Source organism: Pandoraea communis (assembly GCF_902459745.1).
Taxonomy (GTDB): Bacteria; Pseudomonadota; Gammaproteobacteria; order Burkholderiales; family Burkholderiaceae; genus Pandoraea; species Pandoraea communis.
Genome location: NZ_CABPSJ010000004.1, coordinates 90,639 through 113,311, shown reverse-complemented (window position 1 = coordinate 113,311; position 22,673 = coordinate 90,639). Strand labels below are relative to the sequence as shown.

Genomic DNA, 22,673 nt, shown 5'->3' with positions numbered 1-22,673 from the left:
ACACGCCTGAACTCGAACGAATAGACGAAATGGAGCCCGCGATGTCTGATTCCCCTTACCGTGCCCGCCGCGAGCGAGTCATCGAACAGATGCGCAAGGCCGGTGGCGGCGTCGCCATTCTGCCGACGGCGCCGGAAGTGCCGCGCAACCGCGACAGCGACTACCCCTACCGTCACGACAGCTATTTCTATTACCTGTCGGGCTTCACGGAGCCCGAAGCGGTCGTCGTACTCGACAGCCGCACGGGGCACTCGATCCTGTTCTGCCGCGCGAAGAACGAAGAACGCGAGATCTGGGACGGCTATCGCTACGGCCCGGAAGCCGCACGCGAGACCTTCGGTTTCGACGCTGCCTACCCCATCGACGAGATCGATACGCGTTTGCCGCAACTGCTGGCCGACGCTCCCGCGCTCTTCTATGCGCTCGGCGCTTCGGCCCAGCAGGATCGTCAGGTGCGTCACTGGTTGAGCGCGGTGCGTGCGCAAAGCCGCACGGGGGTATCCGCCCCGTCGGCCGCACGCGATATCCGCGCGATTCTCGATGAGATGCGTCTGGTCAAAGACCGCGTTGAAATCGACATCATGGCGCGCGCCGGCAAGATTTCGGCCGATGCCCATGTGCGTGCGATGAAGACATCGCGCCCGGGGCTGCGTGAATATCATCTCGAAGCCGAGCTGCTGTACGAATTCCGCCGCAACGGTTCGCAATTCCCGGCGTACGGCTCGATTGTCGCCACCGGCGCCAACGCGACAGTGCTGCACTATCGCGCGGGCGACACGGAGTTGCGCGACGGCGATCTGTGTCTGATCGACGCGGCTTGCGAACTGGACGGCTACGCCTCGGACATCACACGCACGTTCCCGGTGAACGGCAAGTTCACCCCCGCACAGCGCGAGCTGTACGACATCGTGCTCGCCTCGCAACAAGCCGCCATCGACGCCACACGCGCCGGCGTGCGCTTCGATGCGCCCCACGACGCTGCCGTGCGCGTGCTCGCACAGGGCATGCTCGACACTGGCCTTCTCAAGCGCGACATCGCCGGCAGCCTCGACGACGTCATCGCCAACAAGTCGTTCAGCCGCTTCTACATGCACCGCACGGGGCACTGGATCGGCATGGACGTGCACGATTGCGGCGAGTACCGCGAGGACGGTGCGAACGGCGAACGTCCGTGGCGGACGCTGGCCGCGAACATGGTGACGACCATCGAGCCCGGCATCTATGTGCGGCCCGCGCCGGACATCGACGAGCGCTACTGGAATATCGGCATTCGTATCGAAGACGATGCGGTCGTGACCGCAGACGGCTGCACGCTGCTCACGCGCGGCGTGCCGGTCGATGCCGACGAGATCGAAGCCCTGATGCGCGGCTGATGACGCACGCCCAGCCCCCCGCCTCGCCGACACCCGCCTCGCCCACGGCGGACGAACATCCGGTCCGGCGGTTCGACATGGCGATCGTTGGTGCCGGCCCTGTCGGCACGGCGCTCGCGCTGATGCTTGCGCAACGCGCGCCGCAATTGCGCATCGCGCTGGTGGATGGGCGCAGCGCACAGGCCGGTTACGACGACCCGCGCACACTCGCCCTCTCGCACGGTAGCCGCGAGATTCTCACGCGCGCCGGCGCATGGCCGCACAGCGGGCTGGGACTCGACAGCACACCGATTCAGCATATCCACGTCTCGCAGGCGCAACGCTTCGGCAGCACGGAAATCGACTATCTCGATCACGGCGTTCCCGCGCTGGGTTACGTGGTGCGATACGGCGCGCTGATGCGCGCGCTGGACGCTGCCATGTCACGCGTTCCTGCCCGCTTCGAGCACGCCCCCGCCGCCCCATCGTCGCCCGCTTCGCAAGACGCACCGGGCCTGCATCACTTCCGCCCCTATCGGGCAATCGCCCTGCGTCAGGATTCCCAACAGGTCACGATCACCCTCGGCACCTCGGTCGACGACGAGGCGCACACGTTGCACGCCACGCTTGCCGTGAACGCAGAGGGTGGCCTGTTCGAGAGCCAGACGGCTCGCCCACGCGCGCGCGACTACGGTCAGACGGCGCTCGTCGGCTTCGTCACCTGCGAGCGGCCGCGCATCGGCTGGGCATGGGAACGCTTTACCCCGGACGGCCCGCTGGCACTGCTACCGCAGGAAAACGGCTACGCGCTGGTGTGGTGTTGCTCGCACGCCGAGGCGAAACGCCGTCGGGAGATGGACGACGCGTCGTTCCTCACGGAACTGCACACGGCGTTCGGCGACCGCATGGGCCGGTTCACATCGGTGACCGCCCGCGCCGGTTTCCCATTGGGCCTGAACGCCCTCGGGCACGTCGTCGACGGCCGCATCGCCGCCATCGGCAACGCCGCGCAAACGCTCCACCCGGTCGCCGGACAAGGCCTGAATCTCGGCCTGCGCGACGCCTTCGATCTGGCCGACACGCTGGTGCGCAACGCGCACAGTGCCCCCCACCACCATGGCGTGCCGGGCCCCGCCGCGCTCACCGCCTTCGCCCGCCGGCGTCGCGCCGACCGCGGCCTCACGATCCGCATTACCGATCTGCTGCCTCGCGTCTTCGGCATCGACGCCGCGCCTGTCGCCGTTCTGCGCGGCATGGCGCTGGCCGGTCTCGACCTCGTCCCGCCGGTCAAAACCGCCTTCGCTCGCCAGATGCTGTTCGGCCAGCGCGGCTGAACCGGGCTTTCCCGGCAAACCCTCCCGAACGATTTGCACATTTTTTAGGCGACGGGAACGGGTTTTCGCAGTAAAATACAAACTTTTTCCCGCCTTTTCCCTTCATCGTGCGTATTGGCCCCCACGAACTCCGCAATAACCTGTTTGTCGCTCCCATGGCGGGTGTGACGGACCGGCCGTTCCGCCAGTTGTGCAAACGACTCGGCGCGGGTTATGCCGTCTCGGAGATGGTGGCGTCGAACGCACAGCTCTGGAAGAGCGAGAAGACGATGCGCCGGGCGAATCACGCTGGCGAAGTCGCCCCGATCTCGGTGCAAATTGCCGGCGCCGACCCGGCCATGATGGCCGAGGCCGCCCGCTATAACGTGGAACGCGGCGCACAGATCATCGACATCAACATGGGCTGTCCGGCCAAGAAAGTCTGCAACGTTGCCGCCGGATCGGCCCTCCTGCAAAACGAACCGCTCGTCGCCCGAATCGTGTCCGCCGTCGTTGGCGCCGTGGGCGACGTGGTGCCGGTCACGCTCAAGATTCGCACGGGCTGGGACCGCGAACACAAGAATGCCCTCACGGTCGCCCGTATTGCCGAAGCGTGCGGCATCAGCATGCTGACGGTTCACGGCCGCACCCGCGCCGATCTGTATCACGGCGACGCGGAGTACGAGACCATCGCCGCCGTAAAGGCCGCCGCACGTATTCCGGTGGTGGCCAACGGCGATATCGCTACGGCGCAGAAAGCGAAGCATGTGCTCGAAGTCACCGGCGCAGACGCCATCATGATCGGCCGCGCCGCGCAGGGACGCCCGTGGTTGTTCCGCGATATTGAGTTGTTTCTCACGACGGGCGAGATTGCTTTGCCGCCGCGCGTCGACGAGATCCAGCAGATCATGAACGAACACCTCGAAGACCATTACGACTTTTATGGGGAGTACACCGGTGTGCGGACCGCGCGCAAGCATATCGCGTGGTATTCGCGTGGCCTGCCTGGGGCAGCCACGTTCCGCCAGCGTATGAATACGCTCGACACCACGCAGGAACAGTTGGCTGCGGTCAACGAGTTTTTCGAACAGCAGAAGGCGCACTCGGACCGCCTCTGCTATGAACAAGAATCGCCGAGGGAGCTATTAGCAGCATGAGCAAAACAAACATAGAACAATGCGTGCGCGACAGTCTGGATTCGTATTTCCGCGATCTGGATGGCGCACGGCCACACGATGTCTACGATATGGTCGTCTCGGTCGTTGAAAAGCCGCTGCTCGAGTTCGTGCTCGGCAAGGCCGACGGCAACCAGTCGCTCGCCGCCGAATATCTGGGAATCAACCGCAACACGCTGCGCAAGAAGTTGCAGCAGCACGGCCTGCTCTAACCGTTGCGCCCAGCCATTCGCCCAACTCGCCCGTTTTTGCCGCTTCACTACCGTCCGTCATGATCAAGCAAGCTCTCATTTCCGTCTCCGACAAGACCGGCATCGTCGACTTCGCCAAGTCGCTCGCTGCTCAGGGCGTGTCGATCCTCTCCACTGGCGGCACCGCCAAACTGCTGGCAGAAGCCGGCTTGAAGGTGACCGAAGTGGCCGACTACACCGGTTTTCCGGAAATGCTCGACGGGCGCGTGAAGACGCTGCATCCGAAGGTGCACGGCGGCATTCTGGCCCGCCGCGATCTGCCCGAGCATATGGCCGCGCTCGAGAAACACGACATTCCGACGATCGATCTGCTTGTCGTGAATCTGTATCCGTTCGTACAGACCATCGCCCGCGATGATTGCTCGCTCGAAGACGCCATCGAGAACATCGACATCGGTGGCCCGACCATGCTGCGCTCGGCGGCGAAGAACCACCGCGATGTCACCGTGATCGTCGATCCGGCCGACTACGCCGTGGTGCTCGATGAAATGAAGGCGAACGGCAACACGGTCGGCTACGCCACGAACTTCCGTCTGGCGACCAAGGTGTTCGCCCACACGGCCCAGTACGACGGCGCGATCACGAACTACCTCACGAGCCTTGACGAGTCGCTGCGTCACAGCGAGCGCTCCGCCTACCCGGCTACGCTGAATCTGGCGTATACGAAGGTGCAGGACATGCGTTATGGCGAGAACCCGCACCAAAGCGCCGCCTTCTACCGCGACATCGTCACACCGGAAGGCTCGCTCGCGAACTATCGCCAGCTTCAGGGCAAGGAACTGTCGTACAACAATATTGCCGACGCCGACGCCGCCTGGGAATGCGTGAAGACGTTCGACGCCCCGGCCTGCGTCATCATCAAGCACGCAAATCCGTGTGGCGTGGCCGTAGCCGCCACGCCCGCGCAAGCGTACGCGAAGGCATTCCAGACCGATCCGACGTCGGCCTTCGGCGGCATCATCGCGTTCAACCGCGAAGTTGACGAAGCGACTGCACAATCGGTGGTCAAGCAATTCGTGGAAGTGCTGCTCGCCCCGTCGTTTACCGACGCCGCCAAGCAAATCTTCGCTGCAAAGCAGAACGTGCGCCTGCTGGAAGTCCCGCTGGGCAACGGCGTGAATCAATACGACTTCAAGCGTGTGGGCGGCGGTCTGCTCGTTCAGTCGCCGGACGCCAAGAACGTGGCCCCGCATGAACTGCGTGTGGTGACGAAGCGTCATCCGACGCCGAAGGAAATGGAAGATCTGCTCTTCGCGTGGCGCGTGGCGAAGTACGTCAAGTCGAACGCTATCGTGTTCTGCGCTGGCGGCATGACGCTGGGCGTGGGTGCCGGCCAGATGAGCCGCGTCGACTCGGCACGTATCGCCAGCATCAAGGCACAGAACGCAGGTCTGTCGCTCATCGGCTCGGCGGTGGCATCAGACGCGTTCTTCCCGTTCCGTGACGGCCTGGACGTGGTGGTCGACGCAGGCGCCACCTGCGTGATTCACCCGGGCGGCTCGATGCGCGACGATGAGGTCATTGCCGCTGCCGACGAACGCAGCGTCGCCATGCTAATGACCGGTACGCGTCACTTCCGTCACTAAGCGCCCCTAAGCTCTGCGACAGAGAATTGCGCCTTCGGGCGTCATACCGCTCGGTTGAGACAAAAATGCCGCTTCGAAGCAAATCGAAGCGGCATTTTTTTTGGGAGTTCGCCGCGCTTTGCCACAGCCAGGCAGCGTGGGGATTGCCTCTCCCCCTCAACGCCGCCCTCCAGATGGACCGGGGCCCCTTTCCGCCTCTCAGACATAAACCCAACTCGCTGCAGAAAGGCGCCCCGGTCCATCCCCTCACAGGCCCTCAGTGCCTCCCCCCGACACCTCCCGCGCTTCTCTAACGGCCACACGACGAGACGGTAGTGCGCAAAGCCAGGGCCAGGTGTTTAGCGTCGCGAGAGCGTCGTCAGGAAGACTTCGGCAGGATCGGCGTCGGCACGCAATTCACAAGTGTCACCGCCTTCGATGCGCAACGCATGCCCCTCGGGAACGCTCACGGCTTGAGCATCAGCGAAAGTCACCTGTACTTGTCCGTGCGCGCAATAAAGGAAGGCGATCGCGTTGGCATCCGCTGGCAACTTCCACGTCACTGCCTCCCCATCGAGACAATGCTGCGCCAGCGTGTGCTGCCATTCGGCACGACGCGTCATGACATTGAAGTCGTCGATGGGCACGCCGGCAGTTTCCAGCACCGGGGTGCTGCTCACGTTCAGCTCGCCGTCAAACGCGTAGGGGGGCGTGCGCGTCGTAAGCGTGACATCCGGACGGCCCTCGACGTTGAGCGTGAGTGTGCCGCCCCGGACGATTGCCAGCGAACGGTCAATTCCCGCGAACACGGAGAATGGCCCCGGCGCCGCGATCGTCGCGGTACTAATCCGCCAGTCGAAGCCGTCGTCGCCAGCGCGTCGCGCCACGGCCAACTCCGTCGTCACACCCTGGCCGTTCTTCCACGGCATCTTCAGAAAATCGGCCGGGCCGAGCACTTGCAGTTTCATAGGACGTAGTTGGCGACGCGATTACTGGCGAACTTCGCCGTGACCGAACACGACGTACTTCAGACTCGTCAGGCCCTCGAGACCCACCGGGCCCCGGGCGTGCAGCTTGTCGTTCGAGATACCGATCTCCGCGCCCAGACCGAACTCGAAGCCGTCGGCGAAACGCGTGCTGGCGTTGATCATCACACTTGCCGAATCGACTTCGCGCAGGAACTGCATCGCAGCGGAGTAGTCCTCGGTGACAATGGCGTCGGTGTGATGCGAGCCGTAACGATTGATGTGCTCGATGGCCGGTGCGAGGCCGTCGACGATCTTGATCGCCAGCACCGGTGCGAGGTATTCCGTCGACCAGTCTTCCTCGGTCGCCGCCACCGCCCCGGTCACGCCGGCACTGCCCAGCGCTGCGCGCGTGCGTTCGCAACCACGCAACTCGACCTGCTTGCCCTGGAACATGCGGGCAATGGCGGGCAACTGGCCGATGGCCTGCTGATCGACAAGCAGCGTCTCCATCGTGTTGCAGGTGCCGTAACGGTGCGTCTTGGCGTTCTCGCAAATCGCCAGCGCCTTCGCCGGGTCGGCACGGCCGTCGACATAGACGTGGCAAATGCCATCGAGATGCTTGATCATGGGCACGCGGGCGTCTTGCATCAGACGCGCGATCAGGCTCTTGCCACCGCGCGGCACGATCACGTCGACATATTCCGTCATGGTGATGAGTTCGCCGACCGCCGCGCGATCGGGCGTATTCACCACCTGCACCGCGTCACCCGGCAGTCCGGTGTCCGCTAGCGCCCGGGCAATGAGCGCTGCCAGCGCAGTGTTGCTCTCAATGGCTTCCGAACCGCCGCGCAGAATGGTCGCGTTGCCCGACTTGAGGCAAAGCGCTGCGGCGTCGATGGTCACATTGGGGCGCGATTCGTAAATGATGCCGATGACGCCCAGCGGCACGCGCATCTGACCGACCTGAATGCCGCTCGGTTGCACGCGCACGTTGCTGATCTCGCCGATGGGATCGGACAGGCCGGCAATCTGGCGCAGCCCTTCGATCATCGTGCGCAGCGCCTTGTCGGACAGCGTGAGGCGATCGATGAACGCAGCGTCCTGACCGTTGGCGCGCGCCCGCTCGAGATCGCGGCGGTTCACTTCCTGCAACGTCGCACCATCGCGTTCGATGGCATCCGCAATCGCCAGCAATGCGCGATTCTTGGCGGCAGTGTCGGCACGCGCCATGGCGCGTGACGCCTCGCGGGCACGCTGGCCCAGCGATTGCATGTAGGCTTTGATATCCATATCGTCGGTTCGGCAGTTCTTTGGGCGACTCGGTCGCCTTTGCATTCTGTTGGCAGCCAGTGCAGGCAGCCGGCGTTGGCGGGAATTAGGGCGCGCTAGGCGTGCACCGGACGCGGTGCGCGGGCGGAGCGCGCCGTCGGCGGTCGCTCGCCTGCGAGCAGCAGGCCGAGTTGCAGCATGCCGTCCCATGGGTCGCCGGGCAGGCCATCGGCACGCAGGCCCTTGACCTGCCGATCCAGGCGCGCCGCCAACTGCAACGCCTGCGCAAGCATGGCCGGCGTGGCGCGATTCGCCGCCTGCTCCATCAGTCGCTCGCGCGGGCCCCAGACCCGGTATTCGCGCAGCAACATGGCAAGCGGCTTACCGGCTGCCATCCCGCGCGTGATCTTGGCAAGCGTGCGAACCTCTTCGGTCAATGCCCACAGCACGAGCGGTGCGGCCTCGCCTTCGCCGCGCAGACCGTCGAGCATGCGAACCAGCCGGGCGGCATCGCCGGCCAGCACAGCTTCGCTGAGCTTGAAGACGTCGTAGCGCGCGACATTGAGCACGGCATCCTGCACCTGCTCGAACGCCAGCACACCCGATGGGTACAGCAGGCCGAGTTTCTGAATTTCCTGATGCGCCGCAAGCAGGTTGCCCTCGACGCGGTCGGCGATGAACTGCAATACGCGACGTCCCGGCTCACCGGCTTCGACGCGCTGTCCCTGCGCGGTGAGGCGTTGGGCGATCCAGTCAGGCAGACGGCTCCGGTCGACCGGATCGATCTTGATCGTGACACCCACGCGATCGAGCGACGAAAACCAGTCGGACTTGGTCGCAGTGGCATCGAGCCGGGGCAGCGTGATGATGGTCAGCACGTCGCTATTGGCAGCATCGGCGTGCGCCTTGAGCGCAGCGCCCCCGTCCTTGCCCGGCTTTCCGCCGGGAATGCGCAACTCGATGAGTTTGCGGTCGCCGAACAACGACATCGACTGGCCCGCGTTCGCAAGGGCGCCCCAATCGAAGCTGCGCTCGACGCTGAGCACGTCACGCTCGGTGAAGCCCCCCGCACGCGCTGCTGCGCGCACGCGATCCACCGCCTCCTGCACGAGCAGGCTCTCGTCGCCGTAGATCGTATAGATCGGCGAGAGGGTCTTGGCGAGATGCGCGTCGAGCGCGTCGGGACGCAGTTGCATGAGGGTAGGCGTTACTCTTCCGGCTTCTTCGCCGGCATGGACTTTACCGCTTCCATGCGACGGATGATCTGAGCAACGGCGTCCTTCTGCATGTCTCGATTGAGCAGCGCAGCTTCCGCGTCGCGTGCCGTCGTTTCGCTGTCGCTATACGGCAGATTGCGCGTCAGGCGAATCGTACTCAACGGAATGATCGGCGTTCCGTCCGGCGTCACGAGCTGAAAGGTGAATGAGGCGCGCATTTCATACTCGCGCGCCTGGCCGTTTGCGTCGAGACTGATCGCCGAGCGTGACCCCGTCGCGCTCACGATTTCGAGCCGGGCATCGGCGTCCTTGGGTTCGGTCACAACGACCGTCCCCTTGCTGCCGTAGCGAATATAGCGCGAGATATCGGTCGCCATCTGACCGCCACCCGAGATGTATAGACGATGGAACGCGTACTCGCTTGCGCCACGCAACTGGAAGCCACACGCGGACAGCGTCAACGCGCAGCCCAGCAAGGCGACCCAGCCGAAAATCCTGCGCGTCACGCCGACGCCTCGTTGCCCGGATGTGATTTGCACGTGATGTGCCCTCTTGTCACCAAACGTCATCAATTCATCGACCAGCGGCAGCGGCTGCCACCTCAGACCACTACGTTCACGAGACGGCCCGGCACGACGATGACCTTCTTCACCGGCTTGCCTTCGCCGAACTTGGCAGTCATTTCGTGTGCCAGTGCGGCTTGCTCGATGGTCTCGCGCGAAGCGTCCTTCGCCACGCGCACGGCACCGCGCACCTTACCGGCCACCTGCAACACGAGTTCGATTTCGTCTTGCACCAGCGCGCCTTCGTCGACTTCCGGCCACGCAGCGTCGAGCAGATCGCCCTGTTGGGCGGCATAGCCCAACTCGGCCCACAGACCGTGCGTGACGTGCGGCACCACCGGGTACAACACGCGCAACAGAATGCCGTAGCATTCGCGCACCGCGCCAGCGCCCGCAGCGCCCTTGTCGCTTTCGATGGCGTTGAGCATCTTCATCGCGGCCGACACCACCGTGTTGTACTGCACACGCTGATAGTCGTAGTTGGCCTGCTTGAGCACGCTATGAATCTCGAGTCGCAGCGCCTGAGCCGCCGGGTTGGCCGTCTCGATGGCGGCGTCCGTCTGACGCAGCAGCGCAGCCTGCGACTGACCAAAGCCCCAAAGACGGCGCAGGAAGCGGCTCGCGCCTTCAACGCCGGCGCCCGACCACTCGAGCTGCTGCTCGGGCGGTGCGGCGAACATCACGAACAAACGTGCCGTATCGGCGCCGTACTGATCGATCAGCGATTGCGGATCGACCCCGTTGTTCTTCGACTTCGACATCTTCTCGATGCCGCCAAGCGTCACATCTGCCCCGTCGGCCTTCGACGTCGCGCTGGTCGGACGGCCCTTGTCGTCGAATTGCACTTGCACGTCGAGCGGGTTGAACCATGTCTTCTTGCCCGAGGCGTCTTCGCGATAGTACGTCTCGTTGAGCACCATGCCCTGCGTGAGCAGGTTCTGCGCCGGCTCCTTGAAGCTCACCAGCCCCAGATCGCGCATGACCTTGGTCCAGAAGCGCGAATACAACAGGTGAAGAATCGCATGCTCGATGCCACCGATGTACTGATCCATCGGCATCCAGTAATTGGTGCGCTCGTCGACCATCTTGTCGGCGTCCGGGCAGGCGTAGCGCGAGAAGTACCACGACGAGTCCACGAACGTGTCCATCGTATCGGTCTCACGGCGTGCCGGCTTGCCGCACTTCGGGCAATCGCACTTGAGGAACGCTTCAGACTTGGCGAGCGGATTGCCGGTGCCGTCCGGCACGAGATCCTCGGGCAGCACAACCGGCAGATCCTTCTCGGGTACCGGCACGGCACCGCACGCGTCGCAATGAATGATCGGGATCGGCGTGCCCCAGTAGCGCTGACGCGAAATGCCCCAGTCACGCAGACGGAACGTGACCTGCTTGTCGCCCATGCCCTTCGCCTTGAGATCCGCGGCAATGGCGTCGATGGCAGCCGCAAAGCCCAGGCCGTCGTACTTGCCGCTGTTGATCAGCGTGCCGCCTTCCTTGTCGCCATACCAAGCCTGCCAGGCCTCCGTCGAGTACGTCTCGCCGGCCGTCGCGACAACCTGCTTGATCGGCAGGCCATACTTGCGCGCGAACGCGAAATCGCGCTCATCGTGCGCCGGCACGCCCATCACGGCACCCTCGCCGTAACCCATCAGCACGTAGTTGCCGATCCACACTTCAACCTTGTCGCCGGTGAGCGGATGCGTGACGAAGAAGCCCGTCGGCATCCCCTTCTTTTCCATCGTGGCGATGTCGGCTTCCGCGACGCCACCCTGCTTGCATTCGGCGATGAACGCCTGCAAGTCGGGACGCCCGGCTGCCAGACGCGTGGCCAGCGGATGCTCGGCGGCAATCGCGCAGAAGGTCACACCCATGATCGTGTCGGCACGCGTGGTGAACACGCGCAGCAACTTGCTCTCGCCGTCGAGTTCGTACGGGAAGCCGAAGTTCACGCCGAAGCTCTTGCCGATCCAGTTCTGCTGCATCACCTTCACGCGCTCGGGCCAGCCGAGTTCGTCCAGGTCGCCGAGCAATTCGTCGGCGTATTCGGTGATACGCATGTAGTACATCGGGATTTCACGCTTTTCAACAAGCGCACCCGAGCGCCAGCCGCGACCGTCGATCACCTGCTCGTTGGCAAGCACGGTCTGATCGATCGGGTCCCAGTTAACCGTTCCCGTCTTCAGATAAGCGACACCCTTCTCGAGCATCTTGAGGAACAGCCACTGATTCCAGCGGTAGTACTCCGGCTTGCAGGTGGCAACTTCGCGCGACCAGTCGATCGCCAGGCCCATGGCCTGCATCTGCTTCTTCATGTACGCAATGTTGTCGTACGTCCACTTGGCCGGCGGCACGCCGTTGGCCATGGCCGCATTTTCCGCCGGCATGCCAAAGGCGTCCCAGCCCATCGGCATCAGCACGTTGTAGCCGCGCATACGCATCTGACGGTACATCACGTCATTGATGGTGTAGTTGCGCACATGCCCCATATGCAGCTTGCCCGACGGATACGGCAGCATCGAGACGCAATAGAATTTCTGTTTGTCCGCGCGCTCGGTGGTCTTATAGGCATCGATCGCCTGCCAGTGAGACTGGGCGGAGGCTTCGACGTCGGCGGGAACGTATTTTTCTTGCATGATGGGTCGGCGGATAGGATTCGGCTCGGTCGGCCCCCATTGACATGCGGCACAGATGGCGCGGCACGCAAGACTTTCAGGGCAAATCCGGGGAAAACGATAATTATAACGCCGCCGGGAGCGGATTCGGCGCGGCGGCTGCGAGGGGATGCGGCCTTTAGGTCGCTTTGACTCCGGAACCCGCCGATGCGTCGTGCGATCAGCGGTGAAGTCCGACCCTTTCAAGGACTTCAGAGACCGGCCGGCGCATCACGCGCGATACGCCCAGCCGGCTCCCTGACCAGAAGCCAACGCTGGATCAGCGCAGGCCCAGCACGTCCTGCATGTCGAACAGGCCGGTCTTGCGTTGCGCGAGGAAGCGGGCAGCACGTAGCGCGCCCTGCGCGTACGACAGACGGCTCGACGACTTGTGAGTGATTTCAATGCGCTCACCGATGCCGGCAAAGAGCACCGTGTGATCGCCGACGATATCGCCGCCGCGCACGGTAGCAAAGCCGATAGTCGACGGATCGCGCTCGCCGGTCACGCCTTCGCGGCCATAGACGGCACATTCCTTCAGATCGCGGCCCAACGCCTCGGCCACGACTTCGCCCATGCGCAACGCCGTACCGGACGGGGCGTCGACCTTGTGGCGATGATGGGCTTCGATGATCTCGATGTCGTAACCCGTATTCAGAATCTTGGCGGCGACTTCGAGCAGCTTGAACGTAGCGTTCACGCCAACGCTCATGTTCGGAGCGAACACGACGGCCACACGCTCGGCCCCCGCAGCCAGACGCGCCTTGTCTTCTTCCGAAAAGCCCGTGGTGCCGACGATCATCTTTACGCCGTGCTTTTCGGCGGCAGCCAGATGCGCCAGCGTGCCTTCAGGGCGCGTGAAGTCGATCAGGTATTCGGCGTTGGCGAGCGCGGCGTCGAGGTCAGCGGTGATTTTCACCCCCGTCTCGCGGCCCAGAAACGCACCGGCATCGTGCCCCAGTGCCGGGCTGCCTTCACGATCGAGGGCACCGACCAACTCGGCGTCGTCGGCCGCCAGGACGGTTTCGATCAGCATCCGGCCCATACGGCCGGAGGCGCCAGCAATCGCAATTTTCATCATCGTGATTCTTTAGACGTTCAACCGCTTACTTGGGCATCGAGAACAGACCACCACCAGAGGTCACGCCCGGCGACGGAACAAGCCCCGTACCGCTGGATGCGCCGGTGCTCCCCGATGCGCTGTCGCCAGCAGCAGACGCGGCCTGCGAGGCAGGGGCGGCCGCCCCCGTCGAGACGCCGTTTGCCGCCGGTGCGGCTGTTGGTGCGATGGCGGCAGCATCCGGCGACGGTGCTGCGGCCTCAGCGGCGGCAGCGCTCGCGGTCGACGGCGCGGGCGCCTCGGTCTTCACGGTCTTGCCCTTCTGGCCGTCGATTTCCTGAACGAGCTGGTACTCGGTCGGCAAGTTTTCGCCGCCCTCCCAACGTGCCAGCGTATCGCCGTCGAAATACACCCTCAGATGGCGCTCTTGCACCACGGAGGCATTGCCGCGCTTGAAGTAGAAGACGTAGTCCCAGCGGTTTGCGTGGAATATGTCCGTCAGCAGCGGCGTGCCCAGCAACTGGCGCACCTGATCGCGGGTCATGCCGGCTTTGAGCTGGTCATAGGCCTCTTTCGAGACGAAATTGCCTTGAACGATGTTGATTCGATACGGCGTGACCACGCCGATCACTTTGTCGGTCACGCTGTCATACGTCGAGCAGCCGGCCAACGCCAGGAATGCCGCCGCAGCACAGACGGAGAACGGAAGGGAGAGATAACGACGCAAATCTGACTCGCTTTCAAAAAAATCGAACTTGACTCCGGCACGCCGGGCGCGCCGCCACATCGCCCCCATTGACGGCGATTACCGTCCCGTTTGCCCCGGTTTGCACCCGGGCAAGGCAAAAAGGCATTATTATTGGGGCTGTATTGTACTCTAGGGACGTAGAGCGATGCCGAATCCCGCCGATTTGAAAAATATCGGACTGAAAGCCACGCTTCCGCGCCTGAAAATTCTGGAGATTTTCCAGAGTACCAAGGTGCGCCATCTGACCGCTGAAGACGTCTACCGTCATCTGCTCAATGAAAATCTCGACATCGGCCTCGCCACGGTCTACCGTGTGCTGACCCAATTCGAGCAAGCCGGACTATTGTCGCGCAGCAACTTTGAATCCGGCAAGGCCGTTTTCGAACTCAATCAGGGCAATCACCACGATCACCTAGTGTGTCTTGACTGCGGCCGTGTCGAAGAGTTCTTCGACGCAGAAATCGAACGCCGCCAGAAGATGATTGCAAAGGAAAACGGCTTCGAGCTTCAGGAACACTCGCTCGCCATGTACGGGAGTTGCACAAAGGAACCGTGCCCGTACCGTCAAAAAAACTAAAAATTGCCCCTGTCAGAATGCCTTTCCGCAAGGGCGTTCTGGGATTTTCCCCGCATCCCCGCCGCTCATTTAGCGCCACGTTACTGCGCTTCGCTGACGATAGCTCTCCGTAAAGTGCGGTGCGTCTCAGGCATTGTGGGCACATCGCCGGATCAAGGCTCCCCCCCCACTTCTCACCTGAATCGCGGAATATTGCCCGCCACCGAATCCGATACCGGACGAATCCCGAAAGCGATCGCCAATGAAAAAAGCCGCTGTCTCACGACAGCGGCTTTTTTTACAACTCGCGTCGAACGCGCTTACTTCGCCGACATCAGCGCGACAGTCGTGTCGAGCATGCGGTTCGAGAAGCCCCACTCGTTGTCGTACCACGAGCTGACCTTCACCAGACGGCCCGACACCTTGGTCAACGTGCCGTCGAAGTTCGACGAGGCCGGGTTGTGGTTGAAGTCGACCGACACCAGCGGTGCCGTGTTGTACGTAGCGATGGCCTTCAGCGAACCTTCAGCGGCTTCCTTCAGGATCGCATTGACTTCGTCCACCGTCGTGTCGCGCTTGGCGATGAACGACAGGTCAACGATCGACACGTTGATCGTCGGGACGCGAATGGCGTAGCCGTCGAGCTTGCCGTTCAGTTCCGGCAGCACCAGACCGACAGCCGAAGCGGCGCCCGTCTTGGTCGGGATCATGCTCATCGTGGCCGAACGCGCACGACGCAGGTCTTCGTGATAGACGTCCGTCAGCACCTGATCGTTGGTGTAAGCATGAACCGTCGTCATCAGGCCCGTTTCCAGACCGATCTTCTCATGCAGCGGCTGAACCAGCGGCGCCAGGCAGTTCGTGGTGCACGAAGCGTTCGAGATGACCGTGTCGGTCGACTTGAGCACGCCTTCGTTCACACCGAACACGATGGTGGCGTCCACATCCTTGCCGCCGGGGGCCGAGATGATGACCTTCTTCGCGCCGCCTTTCAGGTGGGCACTGGCCTTTTCCTTCGAGGTGAAGAAGCCCGTGCACTCGAGCACGACATCCACGCCCAGCTCGCCCCACGGCAGTTCTGCCGGGTTACGGTTGGCCAGCACGCGGATCTTGTCGCCGTTGACGACCATGAAGTCGCCGTCGACCGACACCGTGCCCGGGAACTTGCCGTGAGCGGTGTCGTATTGCGTCAGGTGAGCGTTCGTCTGCGCATTGCCGAGATCGTTGATGGCGACAATTTCGATGTCGTGCTTCTTACCACCTTCGTAGTGGGCACGCAGTACGTTGCGGCCGATACGGCCGTAGCCGTTGATAGCGACGCGAATGGTCATGGGGGTATCTCCGTAAGGTCTAACGAAATCAGCCAAGCACGGACTTGACCGTCGCAACCACGTGGTCGACGGTGAAGCCGAAGTGTTTGAACAGCACGCCGGCCGGTGCCGACTCGCCGAAGGTATCGATGCCGACTACGCCGCCTTCCAGGCCGACGTACTTATGCCAGAATGCCGTCACACCGGCTTCGATGGCCACACGCGGCACACCGCGCGGCAGCACGCTCTCGCGATACGCCTTGTCCTGACGGTCGAACACATTGGTCGACGGCATGGACACGACACGCGCCGCGATCCCCTCGGCAGCCAACACTTCGGCGCCCTTGAGGGCCAGATCCATTTCCGAGCCGGTCGCCATCAGCACGATCTGCGGATTCGCCACGTCACGCAGCACGTAGCCGCCACGGCGGATGTTGGCGATCTGCGCATCGTCACGCGGGACGAACGGCAGGTTCTGGCGGCTGAACACGAGACTCGACGGACCATCGTGACGCTCCACCGCAGCCACCCACGCGACCGCCGTCTCCGTCGTATCGCACGGACGCCACAGGTCCATTTGCGGAATCAGACGCAAGCTCGAGACATGCTCGATCGACTGGTGCGTCGGGCCATCTTCGCCCAGACCGATCGAGTCGTGCGTGAATACGAAGATCGAACGCAGCTTCATGAGCGCCGCCATACGCAGCGCATTGCGGCTGTAGTCGGAGAACGTCAGGAACGTGCCGCCGAACGGAATGTATCCGCCGTGCAGTGCAATACCGTTCATGATGGCGCTCATGCCGAACTCGCGCACACCGTAGTTGATGTGGTTGCCGAACTGCACGCCTTCTGCGTTCGCACGCACGGCCTTGCTGGCCTTCCAGTTCGTCAGGTTCGAGCCGGTCAGGTCGGCCGAGCCGCCCAGGAATTCCGGCAGCACCGCTGCCAGACCCTCAATAGCCAGTTGCGACGCCTTGCGCGTCGCGACCGTCTCGGCCTTCTCGTTGGTCTTGGCGATCAATGCCGCGGCAGCCGACTTGAAGTCGCCCGGCAATTCGCCCTTCATACGACGCTCGAACTCGGCGGCTTCTGCCGGGAACTCGCTGCGATAGGCGGCAAAACGCTCGTTCCACGCGGCTTCGGCTTTCTGCCCTGCCACCTTGGCATCCCATGCGGCGTAGACTTCGGCCGGCACTTCGAACGGCGGCAGATGCCAACCCAGCGCAGCGCGCGTGGCAGCGATTTCGTCCGCGCCCAACGGTGCGCCGTGCACATCGTGACCGCCCTGCTTGTTAGGAGCCCCCTTGCCGATGAGCGTCTTGCAGCAGATCAGCGTCGGGCGGTCCGATGTCTTGGCTTGCGCGATGGCGGCATCCACGGCGTCGGCATTGTGCCCGTCGATGCCACGAATCACGTTCCAGCCGTAAGCTTCGAAGCGCTTGGGCGTGTCATCGGCAAACCAGTACTCGACGTCACCGTCGATCGAGATGCCGTTATCGTCGTACAGCGCGATGAGCTTGTTCAGACGCAGCGTGCCCGCGAGCGAACAGGCTTCGTGCGAGATGCCTTCCATCAGGCAACCGTCGCCGAGGAATGCGTAAGTGTAATGATCGACGATGTCGTTGCCCGGGCGATTGAATTCCTTGGCAAGCAGCGCCTCGGCGAGCGCAAAGCCCACGGCGTTGGTGATGCCCTGCCCCAGCGGGCCGGTGGTCGTCTCGACACCCGGCGTGACGCCCACTTCAGGGTGACCCGGTGTCTTGCTGTGAAGTTGACGGAAATGCTTGAGCTCTTCGATCGGCAGATCGTAGCCCGTCAGATGCAGCAGCGAATAGATGAGCATCGAACCGTGGCCGTTCGACAGGATGAAGCGGTCGCGATCGAACCAGTGCGGATTGACGGGGTTGTGTTTGAGATGACGGCCCCAGAGAGCAACGGCGATATCGGCCATGCCCATCGGCGCGCCAGGGTGACCGGAGTTGGCCTGTTGGACCGCATCCATGGAAAGGACGCGAATGGCAGAGGCCATCAGTGCAGCCGTAGCAGAAGAGGAGTTCGTCATGGTGACCAGCCGAAAGAGCGGGCGTGCCCCGTTGCCGCAAGCTGCCGCGCGAAATTCAAATGCAGGAAAAGACCGAGATTTTACCAGATACGGCACTTGCCCGGGTCGTTCGTGGCGAACTTCCCCAACCGGCGGGAACGTGGAATCATGCGAGAAAGTGGCGTAATCGCCCCAAATTAGAGGAAGTTACCCTGCCAATGCCCGCCAAACGTGACGTCCCCGAACATGAAGCCGGCATCGCGCCGCCCCGTTACACGGCACCGCTCGGGCAGTGGGCCGGTTATTCGTTCGCCGCGCACCCGGTATTCGCCGCCACGACGGCTCACCAACACATCGAGATCCTGGATCTGCCGGCATTCGGCGCGCTCGGACGCGCTTATCGGCTCGATGGCCGGTTCATGGCCTCGCTCGCCGATGCGCATATCTGCCACGAATGCATGGTGCACCCGCTGATGCTTGCGCACGGCAGTGTCGAGCGCGTGCTGATACTCGGCGGCGGTGACGGCGGCTCGGCACGCGAGGCGTTGCGCCACGCAAGTGTGCGTGAGGTCGTCGTTGCCGAACTCGATGCTCAGGTTCCCGCAACAATCCTTCGGTACATGCCGGCGCTGGCCGACGGTGCATTTGACGATCCGCGCACGACGCTCGTCATCGGCGACGCCCGGCATCTCGTGGATGCCGCGCTCGCACGTGGCGAACGATTCGATGCCGCGATTTTCGATCTGACGGAAGCCGATGGCGAGGCGGCGACGCTTCACGATGCGGCGTTCTTCGCCAAAATTCGCGCGTTACTCACACCACGCGGCGGGATCGCCCTGCAACTGGGAGCCCCCTGGTTCGAGGCCGATCCGGTGCGACGGATGCTCGCCGCCCTGCGCTCGGTGTTCGCCTGCGTCCAGCCCATAACGACGTATGTGCCACTGTATGGCACGCAATGGGCACTCGTGTTCGCCAGCGATTCTCTCGATGTGCGCGCAAGCGTCTCTGACGCTCTGCCGGACGCGTTGCAACCCCTGCGCCACTATTCGCCCTCGCGGCACGCCGCGCTGTTCGACGTCCCGCCGGAACTGACGGATGTGCTTGGCGGCTCGCCGGATCACTCGGCATCAAGATGACACACTGCGAGTGAAGCGAACACGCGTTCCTTGTATATTGAGGGCTCGTCACGACCGTCGGCCACGCCCGTTCCTTCCCCGTTTTCATGATTCGGAACGCGCGCCCATTGCCCCCGCCGGCAGACCTACCGGAGCACCGTCATGTCCGATTCCCGCCCGCCTCATGTACCGTGGTTGACGCCTTATCTGACCGTGCGCGACGCCAAAGCGGCCGCAACGTTCTATACCCAGGCGTTCGGTTTCACGATGCATGACATGGTGGACGACGACGGTGCGGTCATGCATGTCGAAATGTTTTATCAGGGCCAACTGATCCTGATGTTCGCGCCCGAAGGCGCGTTTGCCAGCACGGCACGCACGCCGCGCAGCGCCGGCGTGGAAGCGCCGCAGAGCTTCTACGTGTATACAGAAGACGTCGATGCGTTATATGCCCGCGCCATTGCCGCCGGAGCAAAAGGGCTGATGCCACCCAGCGATCAATTCTGGGGCGATCGCTTCTGCCAGTTGGAAGACCCGGACGGGTATCGCTGGGGCTTCGCTCGCCCCGTGGCACCGCGCGGCTAAACGCTCGCTTCGATCGCGTTGGGGTATGCTTCTGTCCCCATCGCCCGGCCTCGCAGCCTTCCTTCACCTTTCGCCCGTATGCCTCGCTTTTTCATCGATGCGCCACTGCACGCCGGCGCCCTGCTCGATCTTCCCGACACCGTGGTTCGTCACGTTCAGGTATTGCGCCTGAAGGCGGGTGGCACGCTCACGCTTTTTAACGGCACGGGCGGCGAGTATCCGGCCGTACTCACGACGCTGGAAAAGCGGCACGCCACGGCGCAGCTCGCAGAGCACAATACGCGGGAAACGGAGGCGCCGTATCGCGTCACGCTGGCACAAGGCATCGCCGGCGGCGACAAGATGGACTGGCTGATCGAAAAGGCCATCGAACTTGGCGTGACAGACATCCAACCGCTCGCCACCGAACGCTCGGTGATCCGCCTCGATGCAGAGCGCGCCGCAAAACGGGTAGCGCATTGGCAAGCGCTGGCGCAAGCCGCGTGCGAGCAGTGCGGGCGAAACCGCGTGCCGCGCATCCTGCCGATCCGGCCGATCGGACCATGGTTACGCGAGCAGAACACGATGACGTGCTACGGATGGCGTGTACTATTGTCACCTAGAGCGGACAGCGGTTTCGATTCGCTGCCGCACGAAGCGCCGACTGAATCTGGCGTGTTGCTCTTCGGCCCAGAAGGCGGGCTGACACCTCAGGAAGAAACGCTTGCGCGGGAGGCCGGTTTTGCGGCAATTCGCCTAGGAGAACGTATCTTACGGACGGAAACGGCAGGCATTGCGGTGCTCGCTGCTTTGGCCGCGCGCTGGGGCGGTTGGTAAGCATAGATGACTCGATCAACGGCTTCTCAAACCTAAGGAGCAATTCCTCATGGGTATCCTCGATTCCATTCTCGGCGGCGTGTCCGGCAATCAGGCCGGTGGCGGTAGCGGCGGCGGCAATACCAAGATGCTGCTACTGATGGGCTTGCTGGCGATGATCGCCAGTCGCTCCGGTAACGCGCAAGGTCAAGGCAGTCAGGGCGGCGACCTGCTCGGTTCGCTAGGCGGTGCACTCGGTGGAATGCTGGGCGGCAGTGGCGCCGCAGCGGGCGGTGGCGGTCTCGGCGGCCTGCTGGGCGGCTTGCTGGGCGGTGCGCAGGCACCGCAGCCCACGGGCTCAGACGCCCAGGCGACCTCCCCCGGTGATTTGGTTGGCGCGCTCGGCGGTCTGGGCGGCCTCGCGCAGATGCTGGAAACCGGCGGACTCGGCGACGCCATGCGTTCGTGGGTCGGTACCGGAAGCAACCAGCCCGTCTCAGCCGATCAGGTCGCGCAAGCGCTTGGGCCCGGCGGCCGACTGCAACAACTGGCCGATACCGCAGGCATCAGCCAGGACGACGCCGCACAGCAGTTGTCCTCGCTTCTGCCGGAGGTTGTCAATCAACTCACGCCGAACGGCGACCTGCCGCAAGGCCAGTTGGATCTGGCGAGTCTCGCGCAGAAGTTCCTTGGCGGTCATACCGGCTGAGGTGGCACCGAAGCGTCGGATAGTCGGCCCCCGGCCAGAAATGAAAAATGTCCGCCGTCACGTTTTTTCGGACCTATGCAGCGGCGTGAAAGGTCTTGTGGGGCAATAGGTTAGGCCAGATTTCAGCGGCTGATTGCCTCCAACGCCTTATGCCTCAGGGGCCAAATAGGTGCACAGTGCGACGGAGAACCCTGAAGCGATACAGCAATATCTAGCGTAGGCTGGAAAGGGCATCATCCCTTCACGGGGGGGCAACATGTGGCCGGCGCTTATCTGTGCTCGCCAACGGGCGCTACGCGATGCTGGAAGACGGCATAGGCTCCTCGCTAGTGCCGTGGAGGCTCGCGATCAAGCAGCGGCTGGGGCAGTGGATCACCGCGACGGTACTCGGCGGTAGCGCGGGCCTGCAATCGGATAGCACCGGCAGCTATCTGTTGCCGGGAGAGCCATCTTTGCACAGCAGCCCTTCCAGCAGCGCCTGCACCGGTCGCGACGCTTTCCCGGCATCCGAGCACACCAGACCGAACTCGCGGTGGATTACTGGCACCAGCGGCATCACACGCAGGCCGCGCTGCTCATCGGGCAAGGTCGATTCAGGCACCAACGCCACGCCCATGCCTTCGCGCACCAGTACGCAAGCGCTGGCCCAATCGCGCACCGTCACCCGCAAGTCTGACAGGTGCAGGCCCGCTTGTTCGACCAGCCTTTGCCCATTCACGGCGCAGCCGCCGGTGGCGAGGATGAAGGGCTGCGCGGCCAGTTCTTCCAGAGTGACGCCGCTCTCGCTGGCGCGACGCCCCAGCGGATGGCTGGCCGGCAGCACCGCCACCCAGGCATCGTGCCCCAGCACCGCCGCCGCCCGGCTCGGTGCGGGGTTCAGCACCACACCCAACTCCACCGTGCCGGCGGCCAGCCAGTCTTCCACTTCCTCGTCTGTACCTTCCAGTGCCACCAGTTCGATGCCGGGATGACGGCGCTGGAAGTCGCGCAGCAGGCCGGGTAGCAGCGTCGAAATCACCGACGGAAAGCTCGCCAGACGGATGCGTCCGCCGCTCAATCCTTGGCTGTCATCGGCCAGTACACGGATGGCGTCCAGCCGTTCCAGCATGGCGCGCGCGTGCTCGATGACCTGTCCGCCCAGGGCCGTGACGCCGACATGCCGCCGCTCCCGGGAGAACACCCGGAAGCCCAGCGCGGCTTCCAACTGGGCGATGGCCTGGCTGGCACCCGACTGGGTGATGCCCACGCGCTCGGCAGCGCGCGAGATGTTGCCCGCCTCGGCCACAGCCACTAGCAGACGCCAGTGCAGGAGGTTCATCATGAATATCAGTAGCCCAGCTAATACATAAAAAATTAAACATTAATTTTACAGAAAGACTCCATGCCAGCACAGTGGCATGCAGCGCAAGGCAACGTGCCGCGCGACTGGC

The 22,673-nt window shown here is 63.4% G+C and carries 20 protein-coding genes; 10 read left to right on the top strand and 10 right to left on the bottom strand.

The features are described 5' to 3' along the window. The first annotated feature begins 41 nt into the window (after window positions 1–41). From PCO31110_RS15165 to purH, 5 genes are all read left to right on the top strand, one after another. Window positions 42–1,373, top strand: a complete 1,332-nt coding sequence (locus PCO31110_RS15165; RefSeq protein WP_150690790.1) for an aminopeptidase P N-terminal domain-containing protein — start codon at window positions 42–44, stop codon at window positions 1,371–1,373. Then, window positions 1,373–2,686 carry a UbiH/UbiF/VisC/COQ6 family ubiquinone biosynthesis hydroxylase gene (locus PCO31110_RS15160; protein ID WP_150690789.1) on the top strand — a complete coding sequence of 438 codons (1,314 nt, stop codon included), beginning with the start codon at window positions 1,373–1,375 and terminating at the stop codon, window positions 2,684–2,686. The genes PCO31110_RS15165 and PCO31110_RS15160 overlap by 1 nt, the downstream gene beginning before the upstream one ends. 107 nt (window positions 2,687–2,793) lie before the next feature. Beyond that, the gene (dusB, locus tag PCO31110_RS15155; RefSeq protein WP_370855831.1) at window positions 2,794–3,822 is read left to right on the top strand and encodes a tRNA dihydrouridine synthase DusB; all 1,029 of its coding nucleotides are present in this window, start codon (window positions 2,794–2,796) and stop codon (window positions 3,820–3,822) included. Then, window positions 3,819–4,052 (top strand): Fis family transcriptional regulator, encoded by a 234-nt coding sequence (locus tag PCO31110_RS15150; protein WP_010803993.1) that lies wholly within the window; start codon window positions 3,819–3,821, stop codon window positions 4,050–4,052. Before dusB ends, PCO31110_RS15150 begins: the two co-directional genes overlap by 4 nt. A gap of 59 nt (window positions 4,053–4,111) precedes the next feature. Continuing rightward, entirely contained in the window at window positions 4,112–5,677 is a 1,566-nt protein-coding gene (gene purH / locus PCO31110_RS15145) for a bifunctional phosphoribosylaminoimidazolecarboxamide formyltransferase/IMP cyclohydrolase (protein WP_010803992.1), read from the top strand. 338 nt (window positions 5,678–6,015) lie between these two features. On the opposite strand, the gene PCO31110_RS15140 is transcribed toward purH, so the two are convergent. The 7 genes from PCO31110_RS15140 to PCO31110_RS15110 form a co-directional block, all read right to left on the bottom strand. Further along, window positions 6,016–6,624, bottom strand: a complete 609-nt coding sequence (locus PCO31110_RS15140; protein ID WP_010803991.1) for a HutD/Ves family protein — start codon at window positions 6,622–6,624, stop codon at window positions 6,016–6,018. 21 nt (window positions 6,625–6,645) lie between these two features. Continuing rightward, a complete protein-coding gene (locus PCO31110_RS15135; protein ID WP_150690787.1) occupies window positions 6,646–7,914 on the bottom strand; it encodes a glutamate-5-semialdehyde dehydrogenase in 1,269 nt (422 codons plus the stop codon). A 95-nt stretch (window positions 7,915–8,009) separates the two neighbouring features. Next, the gene (gene holA / locus PCO31110_RS15130; RefSeq protein ID WP_150690786.1) at window positions 8,010–9,089 is read right to left on the bottom strand and encodes a DNA polymerase III subunit delta; all 1,080 of its coding nucleotides are present in this window, start codon (window positions 9,087–9,089) and stop codon (window positions 8,010–8,012) included. A gap of 11 nt (window positions 9,090–9,100) precedes the next feature. Beyond that, window positions 9,101–9,616 carry an LPS-assembly lipoprotein LptE gene (locus PCO31110_RS15125; RefSeq protein WP_036664525.1) on the bottom strand — a complete coding sequence of 172 codons (516 nt, stop codon included), beginning with the start codon at window positions 9,614–9,616 and terminating at the stop codon, window positions 9,101–9,103. Window positions 9,617–9,711: 95 nt separating this feature from the next. After that, window positions 9,712–12,306, bottom strand: a complete 2,595-nt coding sequence (gene leuS, locus PCO31110_RS15120; protein ID WP_010803987.1) for a leucine--tRNA ligase — start codon at window positions 12,304–12,306, stop codon at window positions 9,712–9,714. Between the two features lie 298 nt (window positions 12,307–12,604). Beyond that, window positions 12,605–13,402: a 4-hydroxy-tetrahydrodipicolinate reductase gene (dapB, locus tag PCO31110_RS15115; protein ID WP_150585758.1), complete on the bottom strand. Its 798-nt coding sequence runs from the start codon at window positions 13,400–13,402 to the stop codon at window positions 12,605–12,607. Window positions 13,403–13,430: 28 nt separating this feature from the next. Beyond that, window positions 13,431–14,111: an outer membrane protein assembly factor BamE gene (locus tag PCO31110_RS15110; RefSeq protein ID WP_246189854.1), complete on the bottom strand. Its 681-nt coding sequence runs from the start codon at window positions 14,109–14,111 to the stop codon at window positions 13,431–13,433. A 166-nt stretch (window positions 14,112–14,277) separates the two neighbouring features. Here PCO31110_RS15110 and fur point away from each other — a divergent pair, with 166 nt between their 5' ends. Then, window positions 14,278–14,709, top strand: coding sequence for a ferric iron uptake transcriptional regulator (fur, locus tag PCO31110_RS15105; RefSeq protein WP_010803984.1), 432 nt, complete (start codon window positions 14,278–14,280; stop codon window positions 14,707–14,709). 299 nt (window positions 14,710–15,008) lie between these two features. On the opposite strand, the gene gap is transcribed toward fur, so the two are convergent. Beyond that, entirely contained in the window at window positions 15,009–16,019 is a 1,011-nt protein-coding gene (gene gap / locus PCO31110_RS15100; protein ID WP_010803983.1) for a type I glyceraldehyde-3-phosphate dehydrogenase, read from the bottom strand. A gap of 28 nt (window positions 16,020–16,047) precedes the next feature. Further along, complete coding sequence (tkt, locus tag PCO31110_RS15095) at window positions 16,048–18,060, bottom strand: transketolase (RefSeq protein ID WP_010803982.1); 2,013 nt, start codon at window positions 18,058–18,060, stop codon at window positions 16,048–16,050. A 197-nt stretch (window positions 18,061–18,257) separates the two neighbouring features. On the opposite strand from tkt, the gene PCO31110_RS15090 reads away from it, so the two are divergent. From PCO31110_RS15090 to PCO31110_RS15075, 4 genes are all read left to right on the top strand, one after another. Next, the gene (locus PCO31110_RS15090; RefSeq protein WP_174979590.1) at window positions 18,258–19,175 is read left to right on the top strand and encodes a spermine/spermidine synthase domain-containing protein; all 918 of its coding nucleotides are present in this window, start codon (window positions 18,258–18,260) and stop codon (window positions 19,173–19,175) included. A 141-nt stretch (window positions 19,176–19,316) separates the two neighbouring features. Next, window positions 19,317–19,739, top strand: a complete 423-nt coding sequence (locus PCO31110_RS15085; RefSeq protein ID WP_010803980.1) for a VOC family protein — start codon at window positions 19,317–19,319, stop codon at window positions 19,737–19,739. Between the two features lie 78 nt (window positions 19,740–19,817). Beyond that, entirely contained in the window at window positions 19,818–20,555 is a 738-nt protein-coding gene (locus PCO31110_RS15080; protein ID WP_150690784.1) for a 16S rRNA (uracil(1498)-N(3))-methyltransferase, read from the top strand. Window positions 20,556–20,604: 49 nt separating this feature from the next. Beyond that, window positions 20,605–21,243: a YidB family protein gene (locus PCO31110_RS15075; RefSeq protein WP_150690783.1), complete on the top strand. Its 639-nt coding sequence runs from the start codon at window positions 20,605–20,607 to the stop codon at window positions 21,241–21,243. Between the two features lie 427 nt (window positions 21,244–21,670). On the opposite strand, the gene PCO31110_RS15065 is transcribed toward PCO31110_RS15075, so the two are convergent. Further along, window positions 21,671–22,564, bottom strand: a complete 894-nt coding sequence (locus PCO31110_RS15065; RefSeq protein ID WP_174979588.1) for a LysR family transcriptional regulator — start codon at window positions 22,562–22,564, stop codon at window positions 21,671–21,673. Window positions 22,565–22,673: the final 109 nt, after the last annotated feature.

What these genes read in the sequence shown, in the direction of transcription:
- PCO31110_RS15135 (WP_150690787.1), bottom strand. Translation starts at nt 7,914, where the DNA reads ATGGATATCAAAGCCTACATGCAATCGCTGGGCCAGCGTGCCCGCGAG.
- leuS (WP_010803987.1), bottom strand. Translation starts at nt 12,306, where the DNA reads ATGCAAGAAAAATACGTTCCCGCCGACGTCGAAGCCTCCGCCCAGTCT.
- PCO31110_RS15080 (WP_150690784.1), top strand. Translation starts at nt 19,818, where the DNA reads ATGCCTCGCTTTTTCATCGATGCGCCACTGCACGCCGGCGCCCTGCTC.
- PCO31110_RS15160 (WP_150690789.1), top strand. Translation starts at nt 1,373, where the DNA reads ATGACGCACGCCCAGCCCCCCGCCTCGCCGACACCCGCCTCGCCCACG.
- purH (WP_010803992.1), top strand. Translation starts at nt 4,112, where the DNA reads ATGATCAAGCAAGCTCTCATTTCCGTCTCCGACAAGACCGGCATCGTC.
- PCO31110_RS15065 (WP_174979588.1), bottom strand. Translation starts at nt 22,564, where the DNA reads ATGATGAACCTCCTGCACTGGCGTCTGCTAGTGGCTGTGGCCGAGGCG.
- PCO31110_RS15090 (WP_174979590.1), top strand. Translation starts at nt 18,258, where the DNA reads ATGCCCGCCAAACGTGACGTCCCCGAACATGAAGCCGGCATCGCGCCG.
- gap (WP_010803983.1), bottom strand. Translation starts at nt 16,019, where the DNA reads ATGACCATTCGCGTCGCTATCAACGGCTACGGCCGTATCGGCCGCAAC.
- fur (WP_010803984.1), top strand. Translation starts at nt 14,278, where the DNA reads ATGCCGAATCCCGCCGATTTGAAAAATATCGGACTGAAAGCCACGCTT.
- tkt (WP_010803982.1), bottom strand. Translation starts at nt 18,060, where the DNA reads ATGACGAACTCCTCTTCTGCTACGGCTGCACTGATGGCCTCTGCCATT.
- holA (WP_150690786.1), bottom strand. Translation starts at nt 9,089, where the DNA reads ATGCAACTGCGTCCCGACGCGCTCGACGCGCATCTCGCCAAGACCCTC.
- PCO31110_RS15165 (WP_150690790.1), top strand. Translation starts at nt 42, where the DNA reads ATGTCTGATTCCCCTTACCGTGCCCGCCGCGAGCGAGTCATCGAACAG.
- dapB (WP_150585758.1), bottom strand. Translation starts at nt 13,402, where the DNA reads ATGAAAATTGCGATTGCTGGCGCCTCCGGCCGTATGGGCCGGATGCTG.
- PCO31110_RS15140 (WP_010803991.1), bottom strand. Translation starts at nt 6,624, where the DNA reads ATGAAACTGCAAGTGCTCGGCCCGGCCGATTTTCTGAAGATGCCGTGG.
- PCO31110_RS15150 (WP_010803993.1), top strand. Translation starts at nt 3,819, where the DNA reads ATGAGCAAAACAAACATAGAACAATGCGTGCGCGACAGTCTGGATTCG.
- PCO31110_RS15085 (WP_010803980.1), top strand. Translation starts at nt 19,317, where the DNA reads ATGTCCGATTCCCGCCCGCCTCATGTACCGTGGTTGACGCCTTATCTG.
- PCO31110_RS15075 (WP_150690783.1), top strand. Translation starts at nt 20,605, where the DNA reads ATGGGTATCCTCGATTCCATTCTCGGCGGCGTGTCCGGCAATCAGGCC.